Annotated in this window: 18 protein-coding genes; 6 read left to right on the forward strand and 12 right to left on the reverse strand. The window is 64.6% G+C overall.

What is annotated here, in order from left to right; all coding sequences use genetic code 11:
• Nucleotides 1-43 precede the first annotated feature (43 nt).
• Nucleotides 44-415, forward strand: a complete 372-nt coding sequence (locus tag ATY02_RS32805) for a cytoplasmic protein (RefSeq protein ID WP_068579033.1) — start codon at nt 44-46, stop codon at nt 413-415.
• A gap of 10 nt (nt 416-425) precedes the next feature.
• Nucleotides 426-875 carry a DUF3828 domain-containing protein gene (locus ATY02_RS32810; RefSeq protein ID WP_068579036.1) on the forward strand — a complete coding sequence of 150 codons (450 nt, stop codon included), beginning with the start codon at nt 426-428 and terminating at the stop codon, nt 873-875.
• A 106-nt stretch (nt 876-981) separates the two neighbouring features.
• On the opposite strand, the gene ATY02_RS32815 is transcribed toward ATY02_RS32810, so the two are convergent.
• The 6 genes from ATY02_RS32815 to ATY02_RS32840 are packed head-to-tail and all read right to left on the reverse strand — an operon-like array spanning nt 982 to nt 11,205.
• Nucleotides 982-1,797, reverse strand: coding sequence for a YfaP family protein (locus tag ATY02_RS32815; RefSeq protein WP_068579038.1), 816 nt, complete (start codon nt 1,795-1,797; stop codon nt 982-984).
• 3 nt (nt 1,798-1,800) lie between these two features.
• On the reverse strand, nt 1,801-3,444 hold the full coding sequence (locus ATY02_RS32820) for a DUF2300 domain-containing protein (RefSeq protein ID WP_068579041.1): 1,644 nt from the start codon (nt 3,442-3,444) through the stop codon (nt 1,801-1,803).
• Nucleotide 3,445: 1 nt separating this feature from the next.
• Nucleotides 3,446-8,023, reverse strand: a complete 4,578-nt coding sequence (locus ATY02_RS32825; RefSeq protein WP_083235619.1) for an alpha-2-macroglobulin family protein — start codon at nt 8,021-8,023, stop codon at nt 3,446-3,448.
• Nucleotides 8,020-8,679, reverse strand: coding sequence for a DUF1175 domain-containing protein (locus ATY02_RS32830; RefSeq protein WP_068579044.1), 660 nt, complete (start codon nt 8,677-8,679; stop codon nt 8,020-8,022). The genes ATY02_RS32825 and ATY02_RS32830 overlap by 4 nt, the downstream gene beginning before the upstream one ends.
• Entirely contained in the window at nt 8,664-10,376 is a 1,713-nt protein-coding gene (locus ATY02_RS32835; RefSeq protein WP_068579046.1) for a DUF2138 domain-containing protein, read from the reverse strand. The genes ATY02_RS32830 and ATY02_RS32835 overlap by 16 nt, the downstream gene beginning before the upstream one ends.
• 37 nt (nt 10,377-10,413) lie before the next feature.
• The gene (locus tag ATY02_RS32840) at nt 10,414-11,205 is read right to left on the reverse strand and encodes a YfaP family protein (protein ID WP_068579048.1); all 792 of its coding nucleotides are present in this window, start codon (nt 11,203-11,205) and stop codon (nt 10,414-10,416) included.
• 445 nt (nt 11,206-11,650) lie between these two features.
• Here ATY02_RS32840 and ATY02_RS32845 point away from each other — a divergent pair, with 445 nt between their 5' ends.
• The 4 genes from ATY02_RS32845 (at nt 11,651) to ATY02_RS32860 (ending at nt 16,794) form a co-directional block, all read left to right on the forward strand.
• The gene (locus ATY02_RS32845; RefSeq protein WP_068579050.1) at nt 11,651-11,893 is read left to right on the forward strand and encodes an exodeoxyribonuclease VII small subunit; all 243 of its coding nucleotides are present in this window, start codon (nt 11,651-11,653) and stop codon (nt 11,891-11,893) included.
• Nucleotides 11,890-12,777, forward strand: coding sequence for a (2E,6E)-farnesyl diphosphate synthase (ispA, locus tag ATY02_RS32850; protein WP_068579052.1), 888 nt, complete (start codon nt 11,890-11,892; stop codon nt 12,775-12,777). The genes ATY02_RS32845 and ispA overlap by 4 nt, the downstream gene beginning before the upstream one ends.
• A 112-nt stretch (nt 12,778-12,889) precedes the next feature.
• Nucleotides 12,890-14,791 (forward strand): 1-deoxy-D-xylulose-5-phosphate synthase, encoded by a 1,902-nt coding sequence (gene dxs, locus ATY02_RS32855; protein ID WP_068579054.1) that lies wholly within the window; start codon nt 12,890-12,892, stop codon nt 14,789-14,791.
• A gap of 107 nt (nt 14,792-14,898) precedes the next feature.
• Nucleotides 14,899-16,794, forward strand: coding sequence for a TonB-dependent receptor domain-containing protein (locus ATY02_RS32860; RefSeq protein WP_068579056.1), 1,896 nt, complete (start codon nt 14,899-14,901; stop codon nt 16,792-16,794).
• 7 nt (nt 16,795-16,801) lie between these two features.
• Here ATY02_RS32860 and ATY02_RS32865 read toward each other — a convergent pair whose 3' ends face one another.
• The 6 genes from ATY02_RS32865 to thiL all read right to left on the reverse strand — a co-directional run bounded on the left by ATY02_RS32865 (nt 16,802) and on the right by thiL (nt 20,980).
• Nucleotides 16,802-17,599, reverse strand: a complete 798-nt coding sequence (locus ATY02_RS32865) for a cobalamin-binding protein (RefSeq protein WP_068579058.1) — start codon at nt 17,597-17,599, stop codon at nt 16,802-16,804.
• Nucleotides 17,599-18,018, reverse strand: a complete 420-nt coding sequence (locus ATY02_RS32870) for a hypothetical protein (protein WP_022641265.1) — start codon at nt 18,016-18,018, stop codon at nt 17,599-17,601. The genes ATY02_RS32865 and ATY02_RS32870 overlap by 1 nt, the downstream gene beginning before the upstream one ends.
• Complete coding sequence (ribA, locus tag ATY02_RS32875) at nt 18,015-18,632, reverse strand: GTP cyclohydrolase II (protein WP_022641266.1); 618 nt, start codon at nt 18,630-18,632, stop codon at nt 18,015-18,017. The genes ATY02_RS32870 and ribA overlap by 4 nt, the downstream gene beginning before the upstream one ends.
• Nucleotides 18,633-18,760: 128 nt before the next feature.
• The gene (locus tag ATY02_RS32880) at nt 18,761-19,504 is read right to left on the reverse strand and encodes a substrate-binding periplasmic protein (protein WP_068579059.1); all 744 of its coding nucleotides are present in this window, start codon (nt 19,502-19,504) and stop codon (nt 18,761-18,763) included.
• Between the two features lie 10 nt (nt 19,505-19,514).
• Nucleotides 19,515-20,018: a phosphatidylglycerophosphatase A gene (locus tag ATY02_RS32885; RefSeq protein ID WP_068579061.1), complete on the reverse strand. Its 504-nt coding sequence runs from the start codon at nt 20,016-20,018 to the stop codon at nt 19,515-19,517.
• Nucleotides 20,015-20,980, reverse strand: a complete 966-nt coding sequence (gene thiL / locus ATY02_RS32890) for a thiamine-phosphate kinase (RefSeq protein ID WP_068579064.1) — start codon at nt 20,978-20,980, stop codon at nt 20,015-20,017. Before thiL ends, ATY02_RS32885 begins: the two co-directional genes overlap by 4 nt.
• Nucleotides 20,981-20,997 lie beyond the last annotated feature (17 nt).

Raw genomic sequence — 20,997 nt, forward strand, 5'->3', positions numbered from 1 at the left:
CACGCATAAAATCGCCGCTCTCAGGACTCTCGGATGACAAGGAATGTGGAATAAAGAAGCCGCTATCAGTCACTTGAACAACCACGCCCACGCCGGTAGTACCGGACGCTGTGCGGCCTACACGCGCCAGGCGATCGAAGCCGGCGGTGGTGGCGTGATCCTGCACCGCAGGCACTCGGCCAAGGACTTTGGCTCATCGTTGACCGCCGTGGGTTTTGTCGAGCAACCAGCCGGCCAGGCACCACAAGCTGGCGACGTGGTGATCATCCAGCCCATCCCCGGCCACCCTCACGGCCACATGGCGATGTTCAACGGCAAGCTCTGGGTGTCAGACTTCAAGCAGATGCACGGTTTCTACCCTGGGCACTCCTATCGGGTACAGAAACCTGAATACAAAATCTACCGTCATCCGTAAGGGGCTCACCATGAGAATGCTCTTCTGTTCGCTGCTCGCGGCCATGGCGCTGCACCAGCCCTTGGCACTGGCCGATTGCGCCAGCTCGCCCAAGCCGGCAACCCAGGCGTTTTACAGCTGGTACCTGCAAACCTACAGCCAGGACAAGGACCCGGTGACCGACAATGCCGCCGAGATGAAGAAGTACGTCTCGGAGTCGCTGGTCGCCAAGATCAAGAAACAGATGGCCAGCCCCGATGGCCTGGAAGAGGACTATTTCCTCAAGGCCCAGGACTACATGGATGAGTGGCTGACCCAGATCCAGGTCAGCGAACCGCAGATCCAGGGCTCCACCGCCAAGGAGCAAGTGACCCTGGGCAGCACCCCCGACACCACCCAGGTCGTCGATGTGCGCATGGTCAAGGACAAAGGCTGCTGGAAGATCGACGAAGTACTCTCCACCGCCGACCAGAGCGACTGATCCACCCTCCCCTCATCGCCTGGCCAGCATCATCGCTGGCCGGACATGACCGCGGCCCCAGTGGCTATTTCCCTGCCGATGAACGCTGGTTCATGGCAGGGATCGATCACGGATAGCTGAAGCTGCGTACCAGGGTCAGTTCCCCTGGGGCACGCATCGGCACGATGAACGATTCACTCTTCTCATTCGCCGTCCCCTCCTCGGTGATCACCGTCACCTGGGCGGTGGTCAGGGGCTGCACGGCGTTATCCTGGCCGCCATCCCCGTCGTCGTCCGAGCGATAACCGCCACCGTAGTAGTTCACATACACCAGGTACTGGCCCTTGAGCGGTGCAGGCATGGAGAAGATCTCCGGGCCATAGCCGGTGGTCACGTCCACGTCCAGCGCCGCCCCATTGGGAGCCACCCGGTCGCCGTACCAGATATGCGCACCATCCGGAGTCACCAAGTGCAGGTCCAGGTCAGTGTTGTCGCTGTCCCAGGACAACAGCACCCGCAGCTTGGGCGGCGTGGTGCCACCACCGGTATTGAGGAACTGCACGCGCTTGCGCTGCTGGCCATCGGGGCTGCGTACTTCGACGCTATTGCTACCGTTGGGAAACGAATAGGGTCGGTCGAAACCGCCATCCTCGTCGACCTTGAGCGGCATGCTGATGCCATTGATGATGAGCTTGCCCGGCTGCGAAGCCTTGGGCGAACCCTTGATCTGGCCACGGATACGCGCGGTATCGGCCTGGCCTTGCGGGGTGTTCACCGACGAGGCCGGATAATTGACGCTCTGGCGATACTGCTCGCCGTCGTCGGCGCGGGTGCGCCACCCGCCTTTGGGGGTGTCGAGCTGGATGCCGCTGTCGGCCAAGGCCGCGGGCAGGCTGAACATTCCACAAAGGAACAGGAGCACAGGGGTAGCAGGAAATTTCATGGCCTATTCCAATAAAAGATGGCGGGCAAGCCCTTCGATGTAGGTTTCATCCTGGCCGTTGGGATGGGCTTCAAAGGCCAGGTGCAGGTATTCATGGGTCAGGTCGAGGCGGTCCTGCAGCGACAGCACGCCACGCACGTAGATCCGTTGCCGTTCGCGGTCCACATAGGGTCGACCGAAGCCCAGGCGACAAACCGCGAACTGGCTGATTTCGTTGTAGCCCACCTCTTGCTCCAGCGGTTGGCGCCAACGCCGCCGCTGTTTCATCAACCAGTCCTGGGCCGCTGGCAAGGGCTCGCAGGACGCCACCGGGTTGTCCCAGCGGCTGAGGCTGGCACGTGGGTAGGCATGCAACAGGATGGCATCGTAGCGTTGGCCAGCGCCGGCCTGCTCCACAGCCTGCTGCCAGGACAGCTTGTCCGGTGCCTGCAAGTCCGAGTGATAGGTGACCTGGGTCCCGGCCAACACCAGCCCATCGGTCCAGGCGGCAACCGCCCGGGCCTCGGTGGTCGCCGGACGCGGGGCGACCCGCTGGCGGCTGCTGCTGTCGTCGATGCTCAGGCATTCGCCACTGCGCTCGGCGTTCTGCAGCAGGTAGGTACGGATCGCCACCGCCAGGGCCTTGGCCGCTTCCCGTGGCTCGCTGCTGGCTTCGCGCTGCAATACCCGGGCTACGTACTCTTCACGGTCCAGGCGCGCCACCAACCGTTGCGCCAAGCCCTCCTGTTGCAGGAACAGCTCGCCGGCGCTGTGGATATCCAACTGGTTGCCGTTGGCAAACACCACCCGGTAATCCCCTTGCAGGGCACCGGGCCCGACCGGCTGGCCATTGCGGCTGACGCTTTTCAGCGGATAGCGGGAGAACAGGCTGACTTGCACGCAACGATCCTTGTCCACAGGCGGATTGTCCGGCAGCACCTGGTCCAAGGCCTGCGCGTAGTCCTTCAACACCCGCTGGCTGGTGCCACGTCCGCCGACCCACAGCGGTGTACCGTCCACCAGCCAGCCGGCAAAGCCGCCTTGGCGCGATTGTGGATCATGCTCCGCCAGCCAGCTCCAGGTCTTGACCCGCAACCGCCCGCCGAGGGCGCCCACCACACTGCCGTCACCGGCGTTGAGCACCACATCCAGCAGTACCCGGCGAGCGGTGTCCTGGGCCGGTAGTTGGGCAAGCACCTGCAGCAGTTGCGCAACGGGTACCCGGGTTTGGGGCTGCAGTCGGTCCAGGTCTTGCAGCCAGTCGGGGGCCTGCCGTGCCTGCCAGTAATCGCGCCATTGCCCAGCCGACAGCTGCAGGCGCGCAGGCTCGAAGTACAGGCCGCAGGAACGTACCAATGCCTGATCCCGGGCAATGCTGCCGCCTGCCGAGCAACAGTACACCTCGTCCCTGGACTTGCCCTGGCAGGCGTACGCCGGCTCCTGGGCGCCGGTGTCCACCAGCCAGGCATAAACGAAGAGTTTCCAGATGCTGCCCAGGGGCGCCTGCAGTTCTGGCGACAGGGGCTCACGCGCCACAACCTGGGTCCTGGAAAGACTCACCAGCTCACTGTCCGGAGCAGTTTTCCAGGCCAGGTGCAGAGGCTCGTCCTGGGCCGTCGCCAGCCCAGGAAGCAAACACAAACACAGCCAGGTCCAACGTCGCAGCATGTTACTTGACCGAAACCTGGCCCAAGGCCGGAGTACGCTCCTGGGCCTGATGCTCCGGTGCATAGACCTGGTAGAAGCGTGCCGGCGGCAGGTTGAACTGGCCTTTCTGGGAGAAACGGACCAGATGGCGCAGGCGTACTTCGCTGCTGTCGTTCAGCGCATCCAGCGGCACCCGGTAGCTCATCTGCCCCGGCTCGGCACGGGCCTTCTCCAGCGATGCAGCTTCGCTGCCCGCAGGGCCGGCCAGCTTGATACCCCAGGTAGTGCGCTCCACGTCGGCGCCCGGCGGCAGCGGTACCTCCAGCATGCCGTACAGCAGCGGCCGCTTGCCTTCGTTGGCGATGATCACCTCATCCAGGTACAGGCCATCGCTGGCGATCGGCTTGTTGCCCACCGGTTCCAGCTTGAAGGTGAAGGCCTCGTCTCCTGGCACCAGCCGCAGCAGGCGCCGAGTGATATTCACCGGCGCAGGCGTGCCACCCTCGACCTTGCTCAGGTAGCTCAGCGACGCTTGCAGTGGACGCTCCGGCACGGCATTCAAGGCCAGCACCGCAGGCGGCTGCGCGCCCTGCCACTGCCAGTAGCTTTCGCCGCTGGCGCCCTGGCGCTGCTTCCAGCCCTGCCCCGGGTTCAAGGCCACGGCCGGAGCCGATTGAGCCACGCTGCGTTGCAGCCAGGTCAGGGCCAGGGCCCGTTCCAGGGTCGATTGCGATGGCAGCAGGCGTTGCAGCAAGGCCCGCGCAGCCGCTTGATCGAATGGCTTGAGCGACAGGTTCAAGGCTTGGGCGAACGGCTGGGAACTGAGCTCCACTTGCTGTTGTGCCGATTCCAGCTGGGCGACGAACGCCGGCGGTGGCGTGACCTTGGCATCCCGTGCCAGGGCCGCCGCCAGCACCCGGGCACTGGCCAGGCCCAGGGCGGAATCAGGATCATCCATCACCAGGCTGGCGCTATCGTCATCCTGCACGCTGGCTTGCGCACCCTCCCCGGCCTTGGCCAGGTCGTCCATCAGGCCGCTGACCAGGGTATTGATCGGCAGTTTCATCTCACGGGCGAAAGACAGGATCAGCGCCCGTTGCAGCAATGGCGTATTCCCGGCCTGCTTGGCGTAGACCTCCAGGACCCGCTGCCAGTGCTCCGGTGGCAGGTTCAGGTCCATGACCTTGCTGGCGTTCCAGTCGGCGTAATAGGCATAGGCCGTGAGGAAGGCATCCGGATCGGCGTCCTCGCCCCACCAGGTGAATGCCGCTTCCGGCCCGGCCATGTGCACCAGGCGCAGGCGGCTGTTCTGCATCATCAGGCGCAGGCGATCACGGATCTGCGGATTGCCCGCCAGTGCCGGGTAGGCAACGCTCAGCGGCAACAACTGGCTGGCCGTCTGCTCGACACCGCCGTAGGGGTATTCCAGCAGATCGTCCAGGGCCGTACGGAACAACGCCTGTGGGCTGTCATCCAGGCGCAGGCGGATCTCCCCGGCATCGGCCGGCAGGCCCAGTGGCGTGCTGGTGGTCACCACATCCAGGCTCTGGGTCTGCACGGTCTGCCAGCCAGCGGCGTTGCTTGCCAGGCGCACGGCCAGGGTGTCGACGGTCTTGCCGCCCTGCACCAGCTCGGCGCTCCAATCGCCATTGCCCGGGGCAATGGCCGGCAGGGCCACGTAGTTGATGCCGTTATTGAGGGTCACCGGCAGGCGCTGGGACTCACCGGCGTAGTGCACCACCAGCTCGGCCTTGACCGGTTGCTCGGCCTGGCTGAACGCAAAGACCCCGAGGTCCGGTTTGTCGCCATTGCGGAAACGCGTCGGGCCGCTCCACTTCAGGTACAGGGCCTTGTCGGAACGCACGAACTGCTTCTTCTGGCCCACCTGGCCATCGTCGGCGATGGCACGGGCGGTGATGCGCCAGCGGGTCAACGAGTCGGGCATGCGGAAGGTGAAACGGGCCTTGCCGCTGCCGTCGGTCACCAACTCCGGCTGCCAGGCAGCGGTGTCGACGTCTTCGCGGCGCGGACGCTCCAGGACCTTGACCCCACGCTCGCTGCGATTGGCCTTGCCCGGCGCCGTCGGGCTGCCCGGCAGGGCCACGTCGTAGCTGATGAACGACAGGCTGGCACTGGTGCGCACGTTGTTGCGCCGTGGATGGTAGAAGAACTGATCGATGCTCGGCGCCACTTCCGGCTGCAGCGCGTAGACCATTTCGTCCACCACGCTGACCGTCAGGTGGGCCGGCACCGGCTTGCCGGCGAACTGGGTGGAGAGGTCCACGGTGACGGTGTCACCCGGCTGGTATTTCTCCTTGTCGGTCTGGATGGCCACGTCGATCTGCGGCGTCAGCACCTTGATCCCAGCGTTCTGGAAGCTGTATTCGCCACCCTTGGTGTAGAGCACGGAGAAGGTCAGGTTCGGCGCGAAGCTGTCCTTGACCGGCACTCGGGCGCGGTACTGGGTCGGGCTGAGTTTTTCCACTTTCAGCCAATCACCACCCTGGGACAGCAGTGCCGTGCCCTCGACCTTGTCACGCTCCAGCGACAGCAGCGCGTCGTTGATCGGCTCGGGGAAGGTGATCAGCGCCAGGGCTTCATCACCGGCCTTGTATTCGGGCTTGTCGAGGACGATCTCCACGGTACCCGGCACGGCCTTGACCCCTTCGCCGGTAACCGAATGGCTGGTGCCCCCCACGACCCGGTCATGCTCGTCGCGCAGGGTCAGGTTGTAGGTACCGGGACGTTCGAAGGCCAGGGCGAAGCCGCTGTCGCCAGCGGCCAGCTTGCCCTCGCCGGTGGACTGGTCTTCCATGCGCACCCAGCTGTAGCGGCTGGGCAAGACGTTCTTGCTCTGCTCGCTGGTGTTCTGGTTGGCGTAGCTGAACTGCACCTTGTCGCCCACCGCGCTGAAGCGCTGCGGGGCGCTGAGGCTGAAGCTCGCGGCGCCACGCTCGATGAGGATTTCCTTGGTGGTCTTGACCCGATAGGCGGCGCCATCGCTGGCGAACACGGTGAGCATGTAGCGGCTGGGCTTGTCCGCCGCCGGCAGATCGAGGCTCGCGCTACCCTTGGAGTCGGTGGTCAGTTCGGCGCTGGTCAGTTCCACCGGGAACTGGCCCATGTACTGCAGTTCGTTGTCCACCATGGACAGCTGCTGGGCCCGCAGGCTCAGTTGCAGGCGCGCATTGGCCACCGGCTTGCCATCAGGATAGAGCAGCACCAGGTTGCCCTTGACCGCCTCGCCGGTCTTGAAGTCCGGCTTGGCCAGGCTCAGGGACACCTCGAAGTGCGGCTTGATGTACTCGGCTACGCGAAAGGCGCTGCTGTAGACCTGGTCCTTGTAGCGCAGGCGCAACTCATAACCGCCCGCCACCGCATTCTCCGGCAGCTGGAAGCGGCCCTGGGTGCCGGACTTGGAATCCAGGTTCAGGGTCAGGTTCTGCAGGGCGGTGCCTGCGGCATCCAGCACACTGACATTCACCGTACCGGCACCGGGCAACACCGAATCCCGGGCGTTCTTGAACTCGCGACCGACGACCTTCAGCGATACCCAGTCGCCCGGACGGTACAGCGGCCGGTCGGTGAAGGCATAGAGCTTGGTGTCGTAGATCTCGCTGTCGTAGTAGAAGTTCTCGGAGACGAACACCCCGCCTTCCTGGTCTTCACCGATCACATAGGAACGCTCGGGGCTGACGTGCTTCAAGCGCACCAGGCCCTGCTCATCGGTGGCGCCGCTGTTCATCACGCCCAGGCCGTCGGTCCACAGCACGTTGACCTTGGGCACCGAGTTGCCTTCATGCTTGCCCGCTGCCCAGACCAGCAGCTCGTCACCGGCAATCTTGCTCACCGCCACGGTATTGGAGACGAACACCATGGTGGTGGCGCGGTACTTGCCCACCAGGGCTTCGACCAGGTACAGGCCTGGCTTGAGCTGCCCCAGGGGAATGTAGACGTTGCCCGGGGCGACGTTGATGAAGTCACTGGAAGACCCGGCCAGGTTGACTCCGGCCGGCGGCTGGATCGGCTTGGCCTGCCACAGCGGATAGCGGAACTGGGTCACCAGCGGCAAGCCCGGGACCAGGCCGAACTGCGGCTGAGCGTCATAGGGCGTCGGCGCCAGCAACGAGTTGCCGACCTTCAGCTCCGGAACCTCTTCGGTCACCTGCTTGCGCGACTCGTAGGAGAAGGCGCGTTGCATCACCCGGCGCGACTTGCGATACCAGTTGTCCCAGAGGTAGGCCAGGGTGTTGGACAACCCTTCGCCCTTGAACTGGCCATCGCTGACCACCCGATGCAGGTTCTTCTGGCGCTTGAGGAAGTCCAGCGGCTGGTTGATCCGGTAGACCCGGATGTCCGCGCCGCCATAGGGCTCCATGCGAAAACGCCGATAGTCGCGACCCGGGGCCTCGAGGCGCACCATGGCCTGCTCGTCGCTGGCAAAACTGCTGTCGGACAGCAGGAAGAAACTCTCCCCGGCGACCGCTGCGTAATCGCTGGCGGGCACGGAGTCCTCGGCGTTGACCAGGGCCACGGGAGCCACCAGGGTCAAGGCCAGGGTCAGGCGAAACAGAAAACGGGACATACGCGATTCGCTCATTGGGTGAGGAAGTTCAGTCGATAGATGCCGATGAAGTTCGGGTTGGCGGGGTCGGGTATCCATCGGGTGTCCTTCCATGTCATCAGTTGCTGCACGCTGGCCGAGCGCATGCCGTTATCGGTGGGGGTGGTGGTGCCGGTGTGATAGGCAATGTTGCGGCCCATCCAGATCATCAAGTGCTGGTCGTCGCCCTGGTCGAAGAACAACAGGTCGCCGGGGCGCGCCTGGCCCAGGTCGCGGCTCACCAGATGGCTGTTGAACTGGATCAGCTTGATCGCATTGACGTAGGGGCCGACCTTGCCGCCGCCCTGCTGCCACTGCTGGGCCAGGGCGCGCTGGCCTTCGCTCAGTTGCAGCTCCGGGGGCAGGTAGCGGTTGGACAGGCCATTGGCCCGCAGCCATTTGCTGTCGTGGTTCTTGAGCGCTTCATTGGCGGCAAAACGCACCAGCCCCGCGCAGTCCTGCTGGTACCAGCGCGGGCTCGGGCCCTGGCTCAACTGCTCCTGGGCGATGCGCACGAACCAGGCACGAAACACCTGGGACTGCTGCACATCCAGCGGCGCAACCGTGGTCGCGCCCACTGCACTGCTGAGCAGCAGGGCCAGCAGGCCAAGACGGGTCAGGCCATGGCGCAAGGCGTTCACAGGGCTTGCCATTGCAGCGGCAGCCATTGCCAATGGCCATTGGGCTCGCTGCCTTCGGGCAGGGTCAGGGCGTATTTGCCATAACCGCCGAGGGTGCGCAGCTTGGGCACCAGGTAGGTCTGCGCGGCGTTGTTGAATACCGGCTCCATGTCCTGGGGCAGGCTGTCGAAGGTTTCCTGCTGGATCAACTGCGCCAGGGACTGCGGCCCCAGGTAGATCGGCATCAGGGCATTCTTCGGCGCCACGTCGGCCAGGGGCGGGAAGCGCTTGTCCAGGGTGCCCAGGGCCTTGGTCACCAGCTTGTCATCCAGGGAGAACACCAGGGTCGAGCCATGGCGGGCCAGGCTGACCTGCATGAAGGCGCGGCCAGTGATGGCTTGCGGGTCCTTGGCCTGCTTGGCCGGGTACGGGCCGAAGTTCGAGCTGACCTGGCGCTGCCACTGGTGCACGTTGCCGTCCTGCTGCTCGACCACCGGGAAGATCCGCTGCGCCACCTTGCTCTCGCGGGAACCCACCATGGAGCCGAACAGCTTGCCCAGGTCGGCGTCGAGCTTGGCGCTGTCCTTGTCCTTGAGGCTGGCCACCAGCAACGGCGTGTACAACCGCGAGTCGGCGTACCAGCACAGTCCGGCGCTGCCGGACATGTGTTCGGTCAGGGCCTGGGCCACCGACTCCTCGGCGCCGAGCTTGACCAGCAACGGCTTCTGTTGCTGCGCCGCCAGGGGCAGCGCCACGCAGGCACTGGCCCCCATGGGCATGGCCTGCCAGATCGGCTTGAAGTCGAAGTCCGGTTGGTCCTCTTGTTCTTCCATGGCCAGGTAGCTGTGCCAGCCCTTGTCGTCCATGTCGAAGCGCAGGCCGGCGAAGTTGGGGATAAAGCGCTGGTAACCCATGGCCAGGACGCTGGAGTTGACCGCCAGGCGCTGCTGCACCTCAGGCTTGCGCGCCTCCAGGCCAAAGGCCTCGGGAAACAGCTTGTCGCCGTTGAGCAGCGCTTCCAGGGCCTTGGTGGAGACCGCGCCATGTACGTCGCTGACGCCAGAGTCCAGGTCATACAGCTGGGTCGGGTTGGACAGCACCACCAGCTTGTCGCCATGGGAAGCGAAGGCCAGGGACTTGTTGGCGTTGAAGTTCAGCTGGTAAAGGGTCACCGCATCGCCGCCGACCTTGAGCTCCGCCAGCTTGCTCAGCTGGCTGTCATCCAGGGCAGCCTTGGCCAGGGGCTCGAGCAGCTTGGCCAGGCCGCCACGGTCCATCACCAGCAGGAAATCCTTGAGCCGGCCGTCGACGCCGCGCCACAGGGCGATGTCCGCTGGCTGGTCGAGCAGTTGCTCGATCAGGTTGTCCTGCAGCTTCAGGTCATGCTCGTAGATGATTCGCCGCAGGCTGCCGATCAGGCCCAGGCGGTCGGCATGGGCCTGGTAATAGAAGACGAAGTCCTCGGTCAGGGTTTCACGCAGGAACGGTACGGCCAGCAGGTCCTTGGGCAACTGGGCCAGGGAGTGGGTCTCCAGCAGGCCATCGGGGCGGCTCAGGCCCAGCTTGTCGCCGGGCAGCTCGGCCACCGAGGTCTTGGGCTTGCAGCCCACGCCGGTGGCGACGGCCGCCGCCAGGCACAGGCCCATGACCAGGGCTGGCCAGCGCCGCTGGCTGCCGGGTTGTTCAGTGCCGGGGACGCCGGCCGCCGGGGATGCTGTGTTTTCGCTCATGATTCACAAAGCCCAATTCATCCGTGGTGCGGGATGTTCAATAGTTGAAAGACTTGACCAGCAACAGGTCGCCGATGGCCCGCATGGGCACGATAAAGGTCTCGCGTTTCTCATCGACGGTGTTTTCGTTAAGGATCAGGTTGATCTGCGAGGTGATCACTTCGTTCTGGTTGCTGCGTTCATCGAAGTTGTAGCCACCACTGCCGAAGTTGCCCCAGTAGTTGACGTAGATCAGGTAGGTACCGCGCAGCGGCGCGGTCATGGTGAACATCTCCGGCCCCGGGCCATCGACCCCGTCCGGGTCCAGGCCACCGCCATTGGTCAGGCCCGGATGGCCGAAGTACGCATGCTGGCCGTCGGGCGTGATGATGTGCATGTCCAGCTCGGCCTTGGGGTCGTCCCAGCCGAGCACCACGCGGATACGTGGCGGGGTCTTGTTCGGGTTGGATTCGTAGAACTGCACGCGCTTGAGCGACTTGCCCTCGGAGCTGCGCACTTCGACGCTGTTGGAGCCAGCACCAAAGGCATAGGGACGACCGAAGCGCCCCTGTTCGTCGGTGTAGAGATTGAGCGGATTACCGTTGACCGACAGGCTGTGGGGTTGGCGCAAATGGCCAATGGCCTTGAGCTGGCCCTCGATCATGGTGCGGTTGCGCTGAATGCCGCGATCGATGGGCGGTGTCGGATAGGCCACGCGGTCCTGTTCGGTGCGGTCGAGCAACCCGGAATAGCGCCAGCCGCCCAGGGGCTCCTGCAGCTCGGCCGAAGGTTCGGCCCGTGCGCCAACGGACACCAGCAGGGTCAACAAAAGGAAGGATAGAGCGCGCATGTAGTGCGTCCTGCCATGCATGGGAAAACCCTGGCGCCAGATCCTCGGCGCGGCTGCGAAACATTCGGAAGGTCGCCCAATGATGATGGGCGCTCAAAGGGCGCAGATTATCGATTTGCCGTCTGTTGCACAATTGGGGAAAAGGGATTTTGCGAGGGAGTCGGCATCGGCCTGGAAGCCACGCCAGCCGTGCCATTACGGTGACATCACCCTTCAAGAGCAAGGGGGTAAACACCTCAATATTTGCGTCACTTCGCCTTCGCTCCCGGATGCTGCCCGCCCTCGTATCCGGCCCATCCCGCAAGGTTTCATCCTGCCGCTCGGCAGCGGATTTTCATCCTGTGCGCACGAGCCTGCCCAGCGTGCCAGCGAGCGCTTCTCATTTGCCCGAAACCCCAGTGTCTGCTAGTGTCGCGCCGGTTTAACGTCACCCGGGATAGCCGCCATGGCCCGCAAAAAAGCTGCCTTAGATTTCGAACAATCCCTCGCCGACCTGCAAACCCTGGTCGAGCGTCTGGAGAACGGCGAGCTGTCGCTGGAAGACTCGTTGACCGCCTTCGAACAAGGCATCGGCCTGACCCGTGATTGCCAGGCCGCCCTGGCCCAGGCCGAACAGAAGGTGCAAATCCTGCTGGAGCGCGATGGCGAGCTGGCCGAGCAACCCTTTTCGGCGGAACAACCAGAATGATCGCCACCTACCAGGCCAACTGCCAGGCCCGTGTCGATGCGGCGATGCAGTCGCTGTTCAGCGCGCCCAGTCCCGAACTTGCCCGCCTCTATGAGGCCATGCGCTACAGCGTGATGAATGGCGGCAAGCGCGTCCGCCCACTGCTGGCCTACGCCGCTTGCCAGAGCCTGGGCGGCAAGCCGGAGCAGGCCAACGGTGCGGCCTGCGCGGTGGAGCTGATCCACGCCTATTCCCTGGTGCACGACGACCTGCCGGCCATGGACGACGACGATCTGCGCCGCGGCCAGCCCACTACTCACAAGGCGTTCGATGAGGCCTGCGCGATCCTCGCCGGCGACGGCCTGCAGAGCCTGGCCTTCAGCGCCCTGCTGGACCCGCGTCTGAGCGATGCCAGCGCCGAGATCCGCCTGCGCATGGTCACCACCCTGGCCCAGGCCGCAGGCCCGGCGGGCATGGTCGGCGGCCAGGCCATCGACCTTGGTTCGGTGGGGCTCAAGCTCGACCAGAAGGCCCTGGAATACATGCACCGGCACAAGACCGGCGCGCTGATCGAAGCCAGCGTCATCCTCGGCGCCCTGGCCAGCGGCCGGGCCGAAAAGGATGAACTCAAGGCCCTGCAAACCTATGCCCAAGCCATCGGCCTGGCGTTCCAGGTCCAGGACGACATCCTCGACGTCGAGAGCGATACCGCGACCCTGGGCAAGCGCCAGGGTGCCGATATCGCCCGGGACAAGCCGACCTACCCGGCGCTGCTGGGCCTGGCAGCGGCCAAGGAGTACGCCCTGGAACTGCGAGACCAGGCCTTGCATGCCCTGCGTCCGTTTGACGCGGCAGCCGAACCCTTGCGGGAGCTGGCGCGGTATATCGTCGAACGCCGCAACTGATCTAAGGCCGGGCAAAGGACCGCATATCGGCCAAGTTCAGTGCTCTGCGTGGGCAGCTTGCGATGCATAAGGTAAACTGCCGCCTCTTTCTACACCTATAACGATTCGCCTGATGCCCACGACGTTTCATGAGATTCCCCGCAAGCGCCCGACCACGCCATTGCTCGACCGTGCCCAGACGCCGGACGGCCTGCGCCGGTTAGGCGAAGCCGAGCTGGAAACCCTGGCCGATGAATTGCGCCTGGAATTGCTCTATACGGTCGGCCAGACCGGTGGGCATTTCGGTGCCGGCCTCGGCGTCATCGAGCTGACCATCGCCCTGCACTACGTGTTCGATACCCCGGACGACCGGCTGGTATGGGACGTGGGCCACCAGGCGTATCCGCACAAGATCCTCACCGGTCGCCGCGAGCAGATGGCCACCCTGCGCCAGAAAGACGGCCTGGCTGCCTTCCCCCGGCGCTCGGAGAGCGAGTACGACACCTTCGGCGTCGGTCATTCCAGCACCTCCATCAGCGCCGCCCTGGGCATGGCCATCGCCGCCCGCCTGCAGAACAGCGAGCGCAAGGCCATCGCCGTGATCGGCGACGGCGCCCTGACCGCGGGCATGGCCTTCGAGGCCCTGAACCACGCGCCGGAAGTGGACGCCAACATGCTGGTGATCCTCAACGACAACGACATGTCGATCTCGCGCAATGTCGGCGGCCTGTCCAACTACCTGGCCAAGATCCTCTCCAGCCGCACCTACGCCAGCATGCGCGAAGGCAGCAAGAAAGTGCTGTCGCGCCTGCCCGGTGCCTGGGAAATCGCCCGCCGCACCGAAGAGTACGCCAAGGGCATGCTGGTGCCCGGCACCCTGTTCGAAGAGCTGGGCTGGAACTACATCGGCCCGATCGACGGCCACGACCTGCCGACCCTGATCGCCACCCTGCGCAACATGCGCGACCTCAAGGGCCCGCAGTTCCTGCACGTGGTGACCAAGAAGGGCAAGGGCTTCGCCCCGGCGGAAGTCGACCCCATCGGCTACCACGCCATCACCAAGCTCGAACCCCTGGACGCTCCGGCAGCCGCACCGAAAAAAGCCGGCGGGCCGAAGTATTCCGGCGTGTTCGGTGAGTGGCTGTGCGACATGGCCGCCGCCGATTCGCGCCTGGTGGGCATCACCCCGGCCATGAAGGAAGGCTCGGACCTGGTGGCCTTCAGCGAACGCTTCCCGCTGCGCTACTTCGACGTGGCGATTGCCGAGCAGCACGCCGTGACCCTGGCAGCCGGCATGGCCTGCGAAGGCGCCAAGCCGGTGGTGGCGATCTACTCCACCTTCCTGCAACGCGGCTACGACCAGCTGGTCCACGACGTGGCGGTGCAGAACCTCGACGTCCTGTTCGCCATCGATCGCGCTGGCCTGGTGGGCGAAGACGGCCCGACCCACGCCGGCAGCTTCGACTTGTCCTACCTGCGCTGCATTCCCGGCATGGTGGTGATGACCCCCAGCGACGAGAACGAACTGCGCAAGATGCTCACCACCGGCCACCTGTACAACGGCCCGGCAGCGGTGCGCTATCCACGTGGCACCGGCCCCAACGCACCGATCGACAAGGACCTGGAGCCGATCGAGATCGGCAAGGGCGTGATCCGTCGCCAGGGCAAGCAAGTGGCGCTGCTGGTATTCGGCGTGCAACTGGCCGAAGCGCTGAAGGTGGCCGAGAAGCTCGACGCCACCGTGGTCGACATGCGTTTCGTCAAACCCCTGGACGAAGCCCTGGTGCGCGAGATCGCCGGCAGCCACGAGCTGCTGGTGACCATCGAGGAAAACGCCATCATGGGCGGCGCCGGCAGTGCCGTCGGCGAGTTCCTGACCCAGGAAGGCATTCTCAAGCAGCTCCTGCACCTGGGCCTGCCGGATGCCTACGTCGAACACGCCAAGCCAGCGCAGATGCTCGCCGAGTGCGGCCTCGACGAAGCCGGCATCGAAGCCTCGGTGCGCCAGCGCCTGCAGCTGCTGGGCCTGGCGTAAGCTGTAGCGCCCCATGCTGAGCGCCCGCCACGCGGGCGCCAGCTTCTCCCCATCCACGGCCCATCACCTCCTGCGGCCGAACCCGCGCCGTGCGAAAAGGAGCAGCCATGAAACTCTCCCGCCTTGCCCTGCCCCTGTTCCTGCTGCCCGGTGGCGAACTGCTGGCCGACACCTCCGACCGCGACCAGGCCCTGAAGCTGCCGGACACCCTGATCAGCGCCAACCGCCAGGTACAGGCGCGCAACGACAGCAGCGCGGCGAACACGGTGTTCACCCGGGAGGACATCGACCGCCTGCAACCCACCAACCTGACCGACCTGCTGCAACGGGTTCCCGGGGTGCAGGTTGCCCAGAGCGGCGGACGCGGCGCCCTGCCGAACATTTTCATTCGCGGCACCAAATCGGCCCAAAGCCTGGTGCTGGTGGATGGTCAGCGCATCGGCAGTTCATCCAGCGGCGACAGCAACCTGCAGTTCATCAGCGTCGAGCAGATCGAGCGGGTGGAAGTGCTGCGTGGCTCGCGCTCGGCGATCTACGGCAGCGACGCCATTGGTGGAGTGATCCAAATCTTCACCCGCCGCAGCGCCGACTCGGGACTGCATGGGCGCATGCGCGTTGCCGCTGGCAGCAACCAGACCTGGGAGCGCAGCCTGGGACTGTCTGGCGGCAACCAACGGACCCGCTTCAGCCTCGGCGCCAACCTGGATGAAAGTGCCGGAATCGACTGGACCCACACCTCCTACCCCAGCGATACGGATCACGATGGCTACCGCAACCAATCCCTGAGTTTTACCCTAAGCCATGCCCTCAGCGACGACCTGGAAGTGGGCTTCAACCTGCTGGATAACCGAGGCCGCAGCCGTTATGACAAGCCTTTCGCCGCGGAGCAGGACCCTTACACCGACTTCACCGTCAGCAGCGCCAGCGGCTTTATCGATGCGACGGTCAATGACCGCTGGCAGTCCCGACTGGAACTGGGTCACAGCGAAAACCGCGACCTCAAGCGTAATAAGCTCAGCGACGAACGTAGCGTGTTCAACACTTACCGCGACTCACTTGCCTGGCAAAACGATCTGCGCCTGACTGCGCAACACAGCCTGATTCTTGGCGCTGACTGGTACGAGGACCGACTCAATACCGGCCCGGCCTTTTTCATCGGCAGCACCCCACAGTACTTCGCCGAGGACAGCCGATGGAACCGGGCTGCATTCATTCAGCACCGTTTTCAGGCCGACAGCTTCTCCACCGAGCTGGGTCTGCGCCGCGACCAGAACCAACAGTTCGGCGGACACAGTAGCTGGAGCGGAACCTTCACCCTGCCCCTGACACCGGACAACGACCTGCTGCTGACTTACAGTGAGGGTTTCCGTGCCCCAACATTTAACGACCTCTACTTCCCAGACAGTAGCGGTTCTAAAAACAGCAACCCGAATCTGAAACCCGAAATCTCGAAAAGCTACGAGATGCAGTGGCGCAGTCAGCTCAACGACAGCAGCCGACTGGAGGTCTCGCTGTATCGGACCGATCTTCGGGACGCGATCATCTTCAAAAACGATGGTCCACAAAACATCAGTTCGGCACGTATCAACGGCTTTGAAACCTCACTGAAGCAGGAGTTGTTCGGTTGGCAGGGCAATCTGGGGTTGGCCATCATCGACCCTCGCGACCGCGACAAAGGCCATACACTCCCCCGACGCGCCCGGCGTACTCTTAGCCTGGATCTGGACCGACAGTTCGATCGCCTGGGCCTCGGCGCCAGTTGGCTGGCGGTGAGTGGTAGCTATGACGACGAGAAAAACACGCAGCGGCTTGGCGGTTATGGTCTGTTCGGCCTGCGCAGCAGTTGGGCAGTCAACCAGGAGCTCAAGCTGGACCTGAAGCTCGACAATGTCTTCGACAAGTCCTATTCCCGTGCGCTCTACAGCCACCAGGGCAGCGACTACGGCTACCGCGAAGAAGGTCGGACCTGGATGCTCGGGGTGACCTGGACCCCTGAGCTGTAGAACCGGCTCAACGCTCGGGCGCGATCAATGCACACAGCTTGGCCACTGCGCCGACCATCTGCCCGCTGGGCCGCTCCAGGCCCTTGTCCATCACCAGCAACAAACGCCCCTGCTCAACCGCGGCAATCTGCGGCCAGGCCTTCCAGGCATCCAATTGCCCCTGGGCCGTGGCGAGAATCGCCTGCGGGTTACGCTGCAACACCGATTCGATGCTGACCTGGGGCGCCGGCAGCGGTTGATCGGCAAATACATTGCGCGCCCCGCAGACCGCCAGGGCGTCGCTGATGATCTGGCCACCACCCACCGTGTATAGCGGACGATCCCAGACCTGATAGAACACCGGCAGGGGCAACTCGCGGCGATAGCGCTGGCGCAGTTGCGCAAGTTGCTGGTCCAGCTGGGTCGCCAATGCCTGGCCGGCTTGTGCTCGCCCCAGGCGCTGGCCGATCTCGGCGATCTGGGCGGTCAGCTGCGCAAGGTCATGGGGTTCGGCAACCAGGGTGGGAATGCCCAGGCGCGCCAATTGCTCCTTCTGGGCCGGTCCGACACTGCCCGGCCAGAGCAGCAGCAAGTCCGGCCGCAGGCTCAGCAAGCGCTCGATATCCAGCTGGCCGTAGCGCCCTACCGAAGGCAGGTCCTTGAGGGGTACCGGGCGCTCACCGGCATCCAGCACGCCCACCAGCAGGTCGGCGGCGCCCAGTTCGACGACAATTTCCGAGAGCGATGGCGCCAGGCTGACGACCCGCTCGGCGGCCAGCGCCTGGCCACACAGAGCCAGCAGCAAGACGGCCAGCCAGCGCTGCATCAACCGAGTTGGCGTGGGATGCGGTAGAGGTAGAACAACACCGCCGTGGACAGGGCCAGGAGCATCAGCGGCACGGCCTCAAGGCCGACGAACACCGCCAGGGCACCGATCCAGGCTGGCAACGCTGCCACCAGCAGGGCCGTGCGCCGCCGCGCTGCCAGGTCGATCCAGGCCGCTGGTTCTTCTGGGGTATCGAGGGCTTTCTGGGTGGCGATCAAGCCGTGCTTGTAGGCACCGAAAAAGCGCAGGCTGACGAACATCGACGCCACCCCGGCAATGAAGAACGGCATCGCCAGCACCGGCAGAATCGGCTCGCCCTGGCCGAATACGGCGTTGAGCACGAACAGCGGCAGCAACGCCAACGCCAGGTACTGCCACCAGCTGACGGCCAGGCGCCGCCTCACTTGGCCCCGGGTCACGCGCGGTCGACCTCGCCCTGGTGCTCGTTACCCATCATGTGGTCGAGCTTGCTGGCCTTGGTCGCCAGGTAGAGTTTGTTGTGCGGGTTATGGCCGGTATGCAGAGGCACGCGCTCGGCGACCTGGATGCCCATCTCGGTCAGGGCCTTGACCTTGCGCGGGTTGTTGGTCATCAGGCGCAGGGCCTTGACGCCCAGGTGCTCGAGCATCGGCAGGCACATGGCGTAGTCGCGCTGGTCGGCGGCGAAACCCAGGCGCTCGTTGGCCTCCACGGTATCGGCACCGCCATCTTGCAGTTCATAGGCGCGGATCTTGTTCAGCAGGCCGATACCCCGGCCTTCCTGGCGCAGGTACAGCAGCACCCCACGGCCTTCACGGGCGATGGCCCGCAGGGCGGCTTCGAGCTGCGAACCGCAGTCGCAACGCTGGCTGAACAGGGCATCGCCGGTCAGGCATTCGGAGTGCAGGCGACCGAGCACAGGCGCGCCGTCGGCGATATCGCCCAGGCTGAGCACCACGTGCTCGCGACCGGTGGCTTCGTCGAGGAAACCGTGCATGGTGAATTGCGCAAAGGGGGTGGGCAGCTTGGAAGCGGCAACAAAAACAACGGGCACTGTTGTGCTCCTGATCTGTATGGGGACTGGAGATTCGCAGAGGCGGCATTGTAACAGCAGCCTCCACTGGACGCTTAGGCTGAATTATCGTGGATAAAGATCGATAAGTTTGATCACCGGACCACCGGCTAGCGCTTCTCGTCAAAGGGATAAGGTTGCTTCCAGCGCTGGAAGATCGGCCGCAGGCCACCACTCTTCACCAGTTGTTCCATGCGTTGGTCATACAACGAAAGCAGGGCGCGCCCGCGCGCGGTATCGGCAAAGCCCAGGTACAGGGGCAATTCCACCAGGTGCGAACGCTTGAAACGGGAAGGGTCTTCGGCCTGCCCAAGCACGTAGTCGACTTCGGTCTGGCCATCGATGTAAAAGTCGGCGCGGTGGTACAGCAGCATCGGCAGGATCCCGACACGACGCCGGATCTCGTTGTAGATACCGATGTTGGGCAGGTAGTCCTGGTACTTGTAGCCACGCACCCAGACCAGCCGGTAGCTGGCCAGGTTGGCAAGGCTCAACTCAGGACCGCCGGCCAGGCCCAGGGCGTAGATATGGTCGTTGTCGTAGTTCCAGCGCGGATAGAGCACGCCAGGCGATTCATTGTGGTAGGCACCGGCCTGGGCATCCACCTCGCCACGTTGCACCAGCCCGACCGAACGGGTGTAGGGCACGCTACTGCGCTCGACCTTTACCCCCTGGGGCTCGAAGACCTCCCGCAGGATATCCCAGGACAAGCCCTGGCCGTCGGCCTCGCTGTACTGGTCCCACTCCTCGCTGGCAATGCGAATCTGCCTGGGCAACGACGCTTGTTCGCCGGCCCATGCGTTACAACAGTTCCAGAGGACCAGCAACGCCAGTAGCCCGCGACAGACACCCATGCCTTGCCCCTCAGCTGAAACACCACACCAGCCCTTGCATCGCGAGCCAGGCGAAAACCCCGGCCAGGACATCATCGAGCATGATGCCGACACCGCCATGGACATGCCGGTCGACCCAACGGATGGGCCAGGGCTTGAGAATATCGAAGAAGCGGAACATCAGGAATCCCGCCAGCAACCACTGCCAACCGGCGGGCACCAACCACAAGGTGATCCACATGCCGACCATCTCATCCCAGACGATGCCTTCATGGTCATGCACCCGCAGATCGTCGGCTACCTTGCCGCACAGCCAGAAGCCGAACAGCATGGTGATGCCGAGCATCAGCCAGTAGCCCCAGTCCGGCAACATCTGCCAAAACGGAATGAAGGGTAGCGCAACCAGCGAACCCCAGGTGCCCGGGGCCTTGGGCAGGGTGCCCGAGCCAAAACCGAACGCGAGGAAATGCCAGGGGTTACGCCAGACCGACGGGGGTACGAACTCCGCCGGAACCTGATTGGGATGATCTGTCACGGTGTCTCCGGAAAGTGTTGGTAGCCCCGGATGCCCGGGGTGATGTCCTGCCCTGCGGCATCCAGCAAGGCCACGCCCTGCCCCGCCACCACCTGCCCCACCACATGCACGGGCCAACCCGCGGCCTGCAATGGCGTCAAGTCGGCAGGTGGCAGGGTGAAGGCCAGCACATAGTCGTCGCCGCCACTCAAGGCCGCAGCACGAGCGCCCTCCAGGCCGAGAAAGTCCACCAGGGGCCTGGACAGGGGCAGCGTGTCCAGCACCACTTGCAACCCGACCGATGACGCCGCGGCGATATGCCCGCAATCGGCCAACAGCCCATCGGAGATATCCAGGGCTGCCGTGGCCTTGCCACGCAACGCCTGGCCCAGGGCCAACTGCGGTTGCGGCGACCAGTAGCGGGCCAGCAACGGCTCGGCCACTGCCGGCGCGGCCTGGCGCTGGCCCAGCACCAGTGGCAGGGCGCCAGCGGCATCACCCAGCGGACCGCCGACACACAGCAGGTCACCAGGCCGCGCGCCGCTGCGGGTCAGGGCCCGGCCTGCGGGTACGCGGCCGAACACCGTCATGGTCAAGGTCAGGGGGCCCCGGGTGGTATCGCCGCCGATCAAGCGCACGGCGCAATCCTGGGCCATGGCATTCAAGCCACGGGCATAGGCGGCGAGCCAATCGGTGGCTACCGCTGGCAAGGTCAGGGCAAGGGTAAAGGCCAGCGGTGTGGCGCCCATGGCGGCCAGGTCGCTGACAGCCACCGCCAGGGAACGTTGGCCAAGAAGGAAGGGATCGCAGGGATCGGCGAAATGCACACCCGCCACCAGGGTGTCGGTGGAAATCGCCAATTGCTCGCCAGGAGCAACTGCCAGCAAGGCACAGTCATCGCCGATCCCCAGGGCAACGCCCTCGCCACCCTGCGCACAAGGCGCGGCAGCGAAGAAGTTACGGATCAGTTCAAACTCGCCCATGGCAGCTACAAGCGCGG

Origin of the sequence: Pseudomonas sp. BIOMIG1BAC (assembly GCF_001705995.2) — a bacterium.
Taxonomy (GTDB): Bacteria; Pseudomonadota; Gammaproteobacteria; order Pseudomonadales; family Pseudomonadaceae; genus Aquipseudomonas; species Aquipseudomonas sessilinigenes.

Bases quoted from the DNA above. Each gene is read 5' to 3' on its own strand.
- ATY02_RS32830 (WP_068579044.1), bottom strand. From the start codon at position 8,679: ATGGCAAGCCCTGTGAACGCCTTGCGCCATGGCCTGACCCGTCTTGGC.
- ATY02_RS32810 (WP_068579036.1), top strand. From the start codon at position 426: ATGAGAATGCTCTTCTGTTCGCTGCTCGCGGCCATGGCGCTGCACCAG.
- ispA (WP_068579052.1), top strand. From the start codon at position 11,890: ATGATCGCCACCTACCAGGCCAACTGCCAGGCCCGTGTCGATGCGGCG.
- ATY02_RS32815 (WP_068579038.1), bottom strand. From the start codon at position 1,797: ATGAAATTTCCTGCTACCCCTGTGCTCCTGTTCCTTTGTGGAATGTTC.
- ATY02_RS32860 (WP_068579056.1), top strand. From the start codon at position 14,899: ATGAAACTCTCCCGCCTTGCCCTGCCCCTGTTCCTGCTGCCCGGTGGC.
- ATY02_RS32805 (WP_068579033.1), top strand. From the start codon at position 44: ATGTGGAATAAAGAAGCCGCTATCAGTCACTTGAACAACCACGCCCAC.
- dxs (WP_068579054.1), top strand. From the start codon at position 12,890: ATGCCCACGACGTTTCATGAGATTCCCCGCAAGCGCCCGACCACGCCA.
- ATY02_RS32840 (WP_068579048.1), bottom strand. From the start codon at position 11,205: ATGCGCGCTCTATCCTTCCTTTTGTTGACCCTGCTGGTGTCCGTTGGC.
- ATY02_RS32845 (WP_068579050.1), top strand. From the start codon at position 11,651: ATGGCCCGCAAAAAAGCTGCCTTAGATTTCGAACAATCCCTCGCCGAC.
- ATY02_RS32820 (WP_068579041.1), bottom strand. From the start codon at position 3,444: ATGCTGCGACGTTGGACCTGGCTGTGTTTGTGTTTGCTTCCTGGGCTG.
- thiL (WP_068579064.1), bottom strand. From the start codon at position 20,980: ATGGGCGAGTTTGAACTGATCCGTAACTTCTTCGCTGCCGCGCCTTGT.
- ATY02_RS32880 (WP_068579059.1), bottom strand. From the start codon at position 19,504: ATGGGTGTCTGTCGCGGGCTACTGGCGTTGCTGGTCCTCTGGAACTGT.
- ATY02_RS32825 (WP_083235619.1), bottom strand. From the start codon at position 8,023: ATGAGCGAATCGCGTATGTCCCGTTTTCTGTTTCGCCTGACCCTGGCC.
- ATY02_RS32865 (WP_068579058.1), bottom strand. From the start codon at position 17,599: ATGCAGCGCTGGCTGGCCGTCTTGCTGCTGGCTCTGTGTGGCCAGGCG.
- ATY02_RS32835 (WP_068579046.1), bottom strand. From the start codon at position 10,376: ATGAGCGAAAACACAGCATCCCCGGCGGCCGGCGTCCCCGGCACTGAA.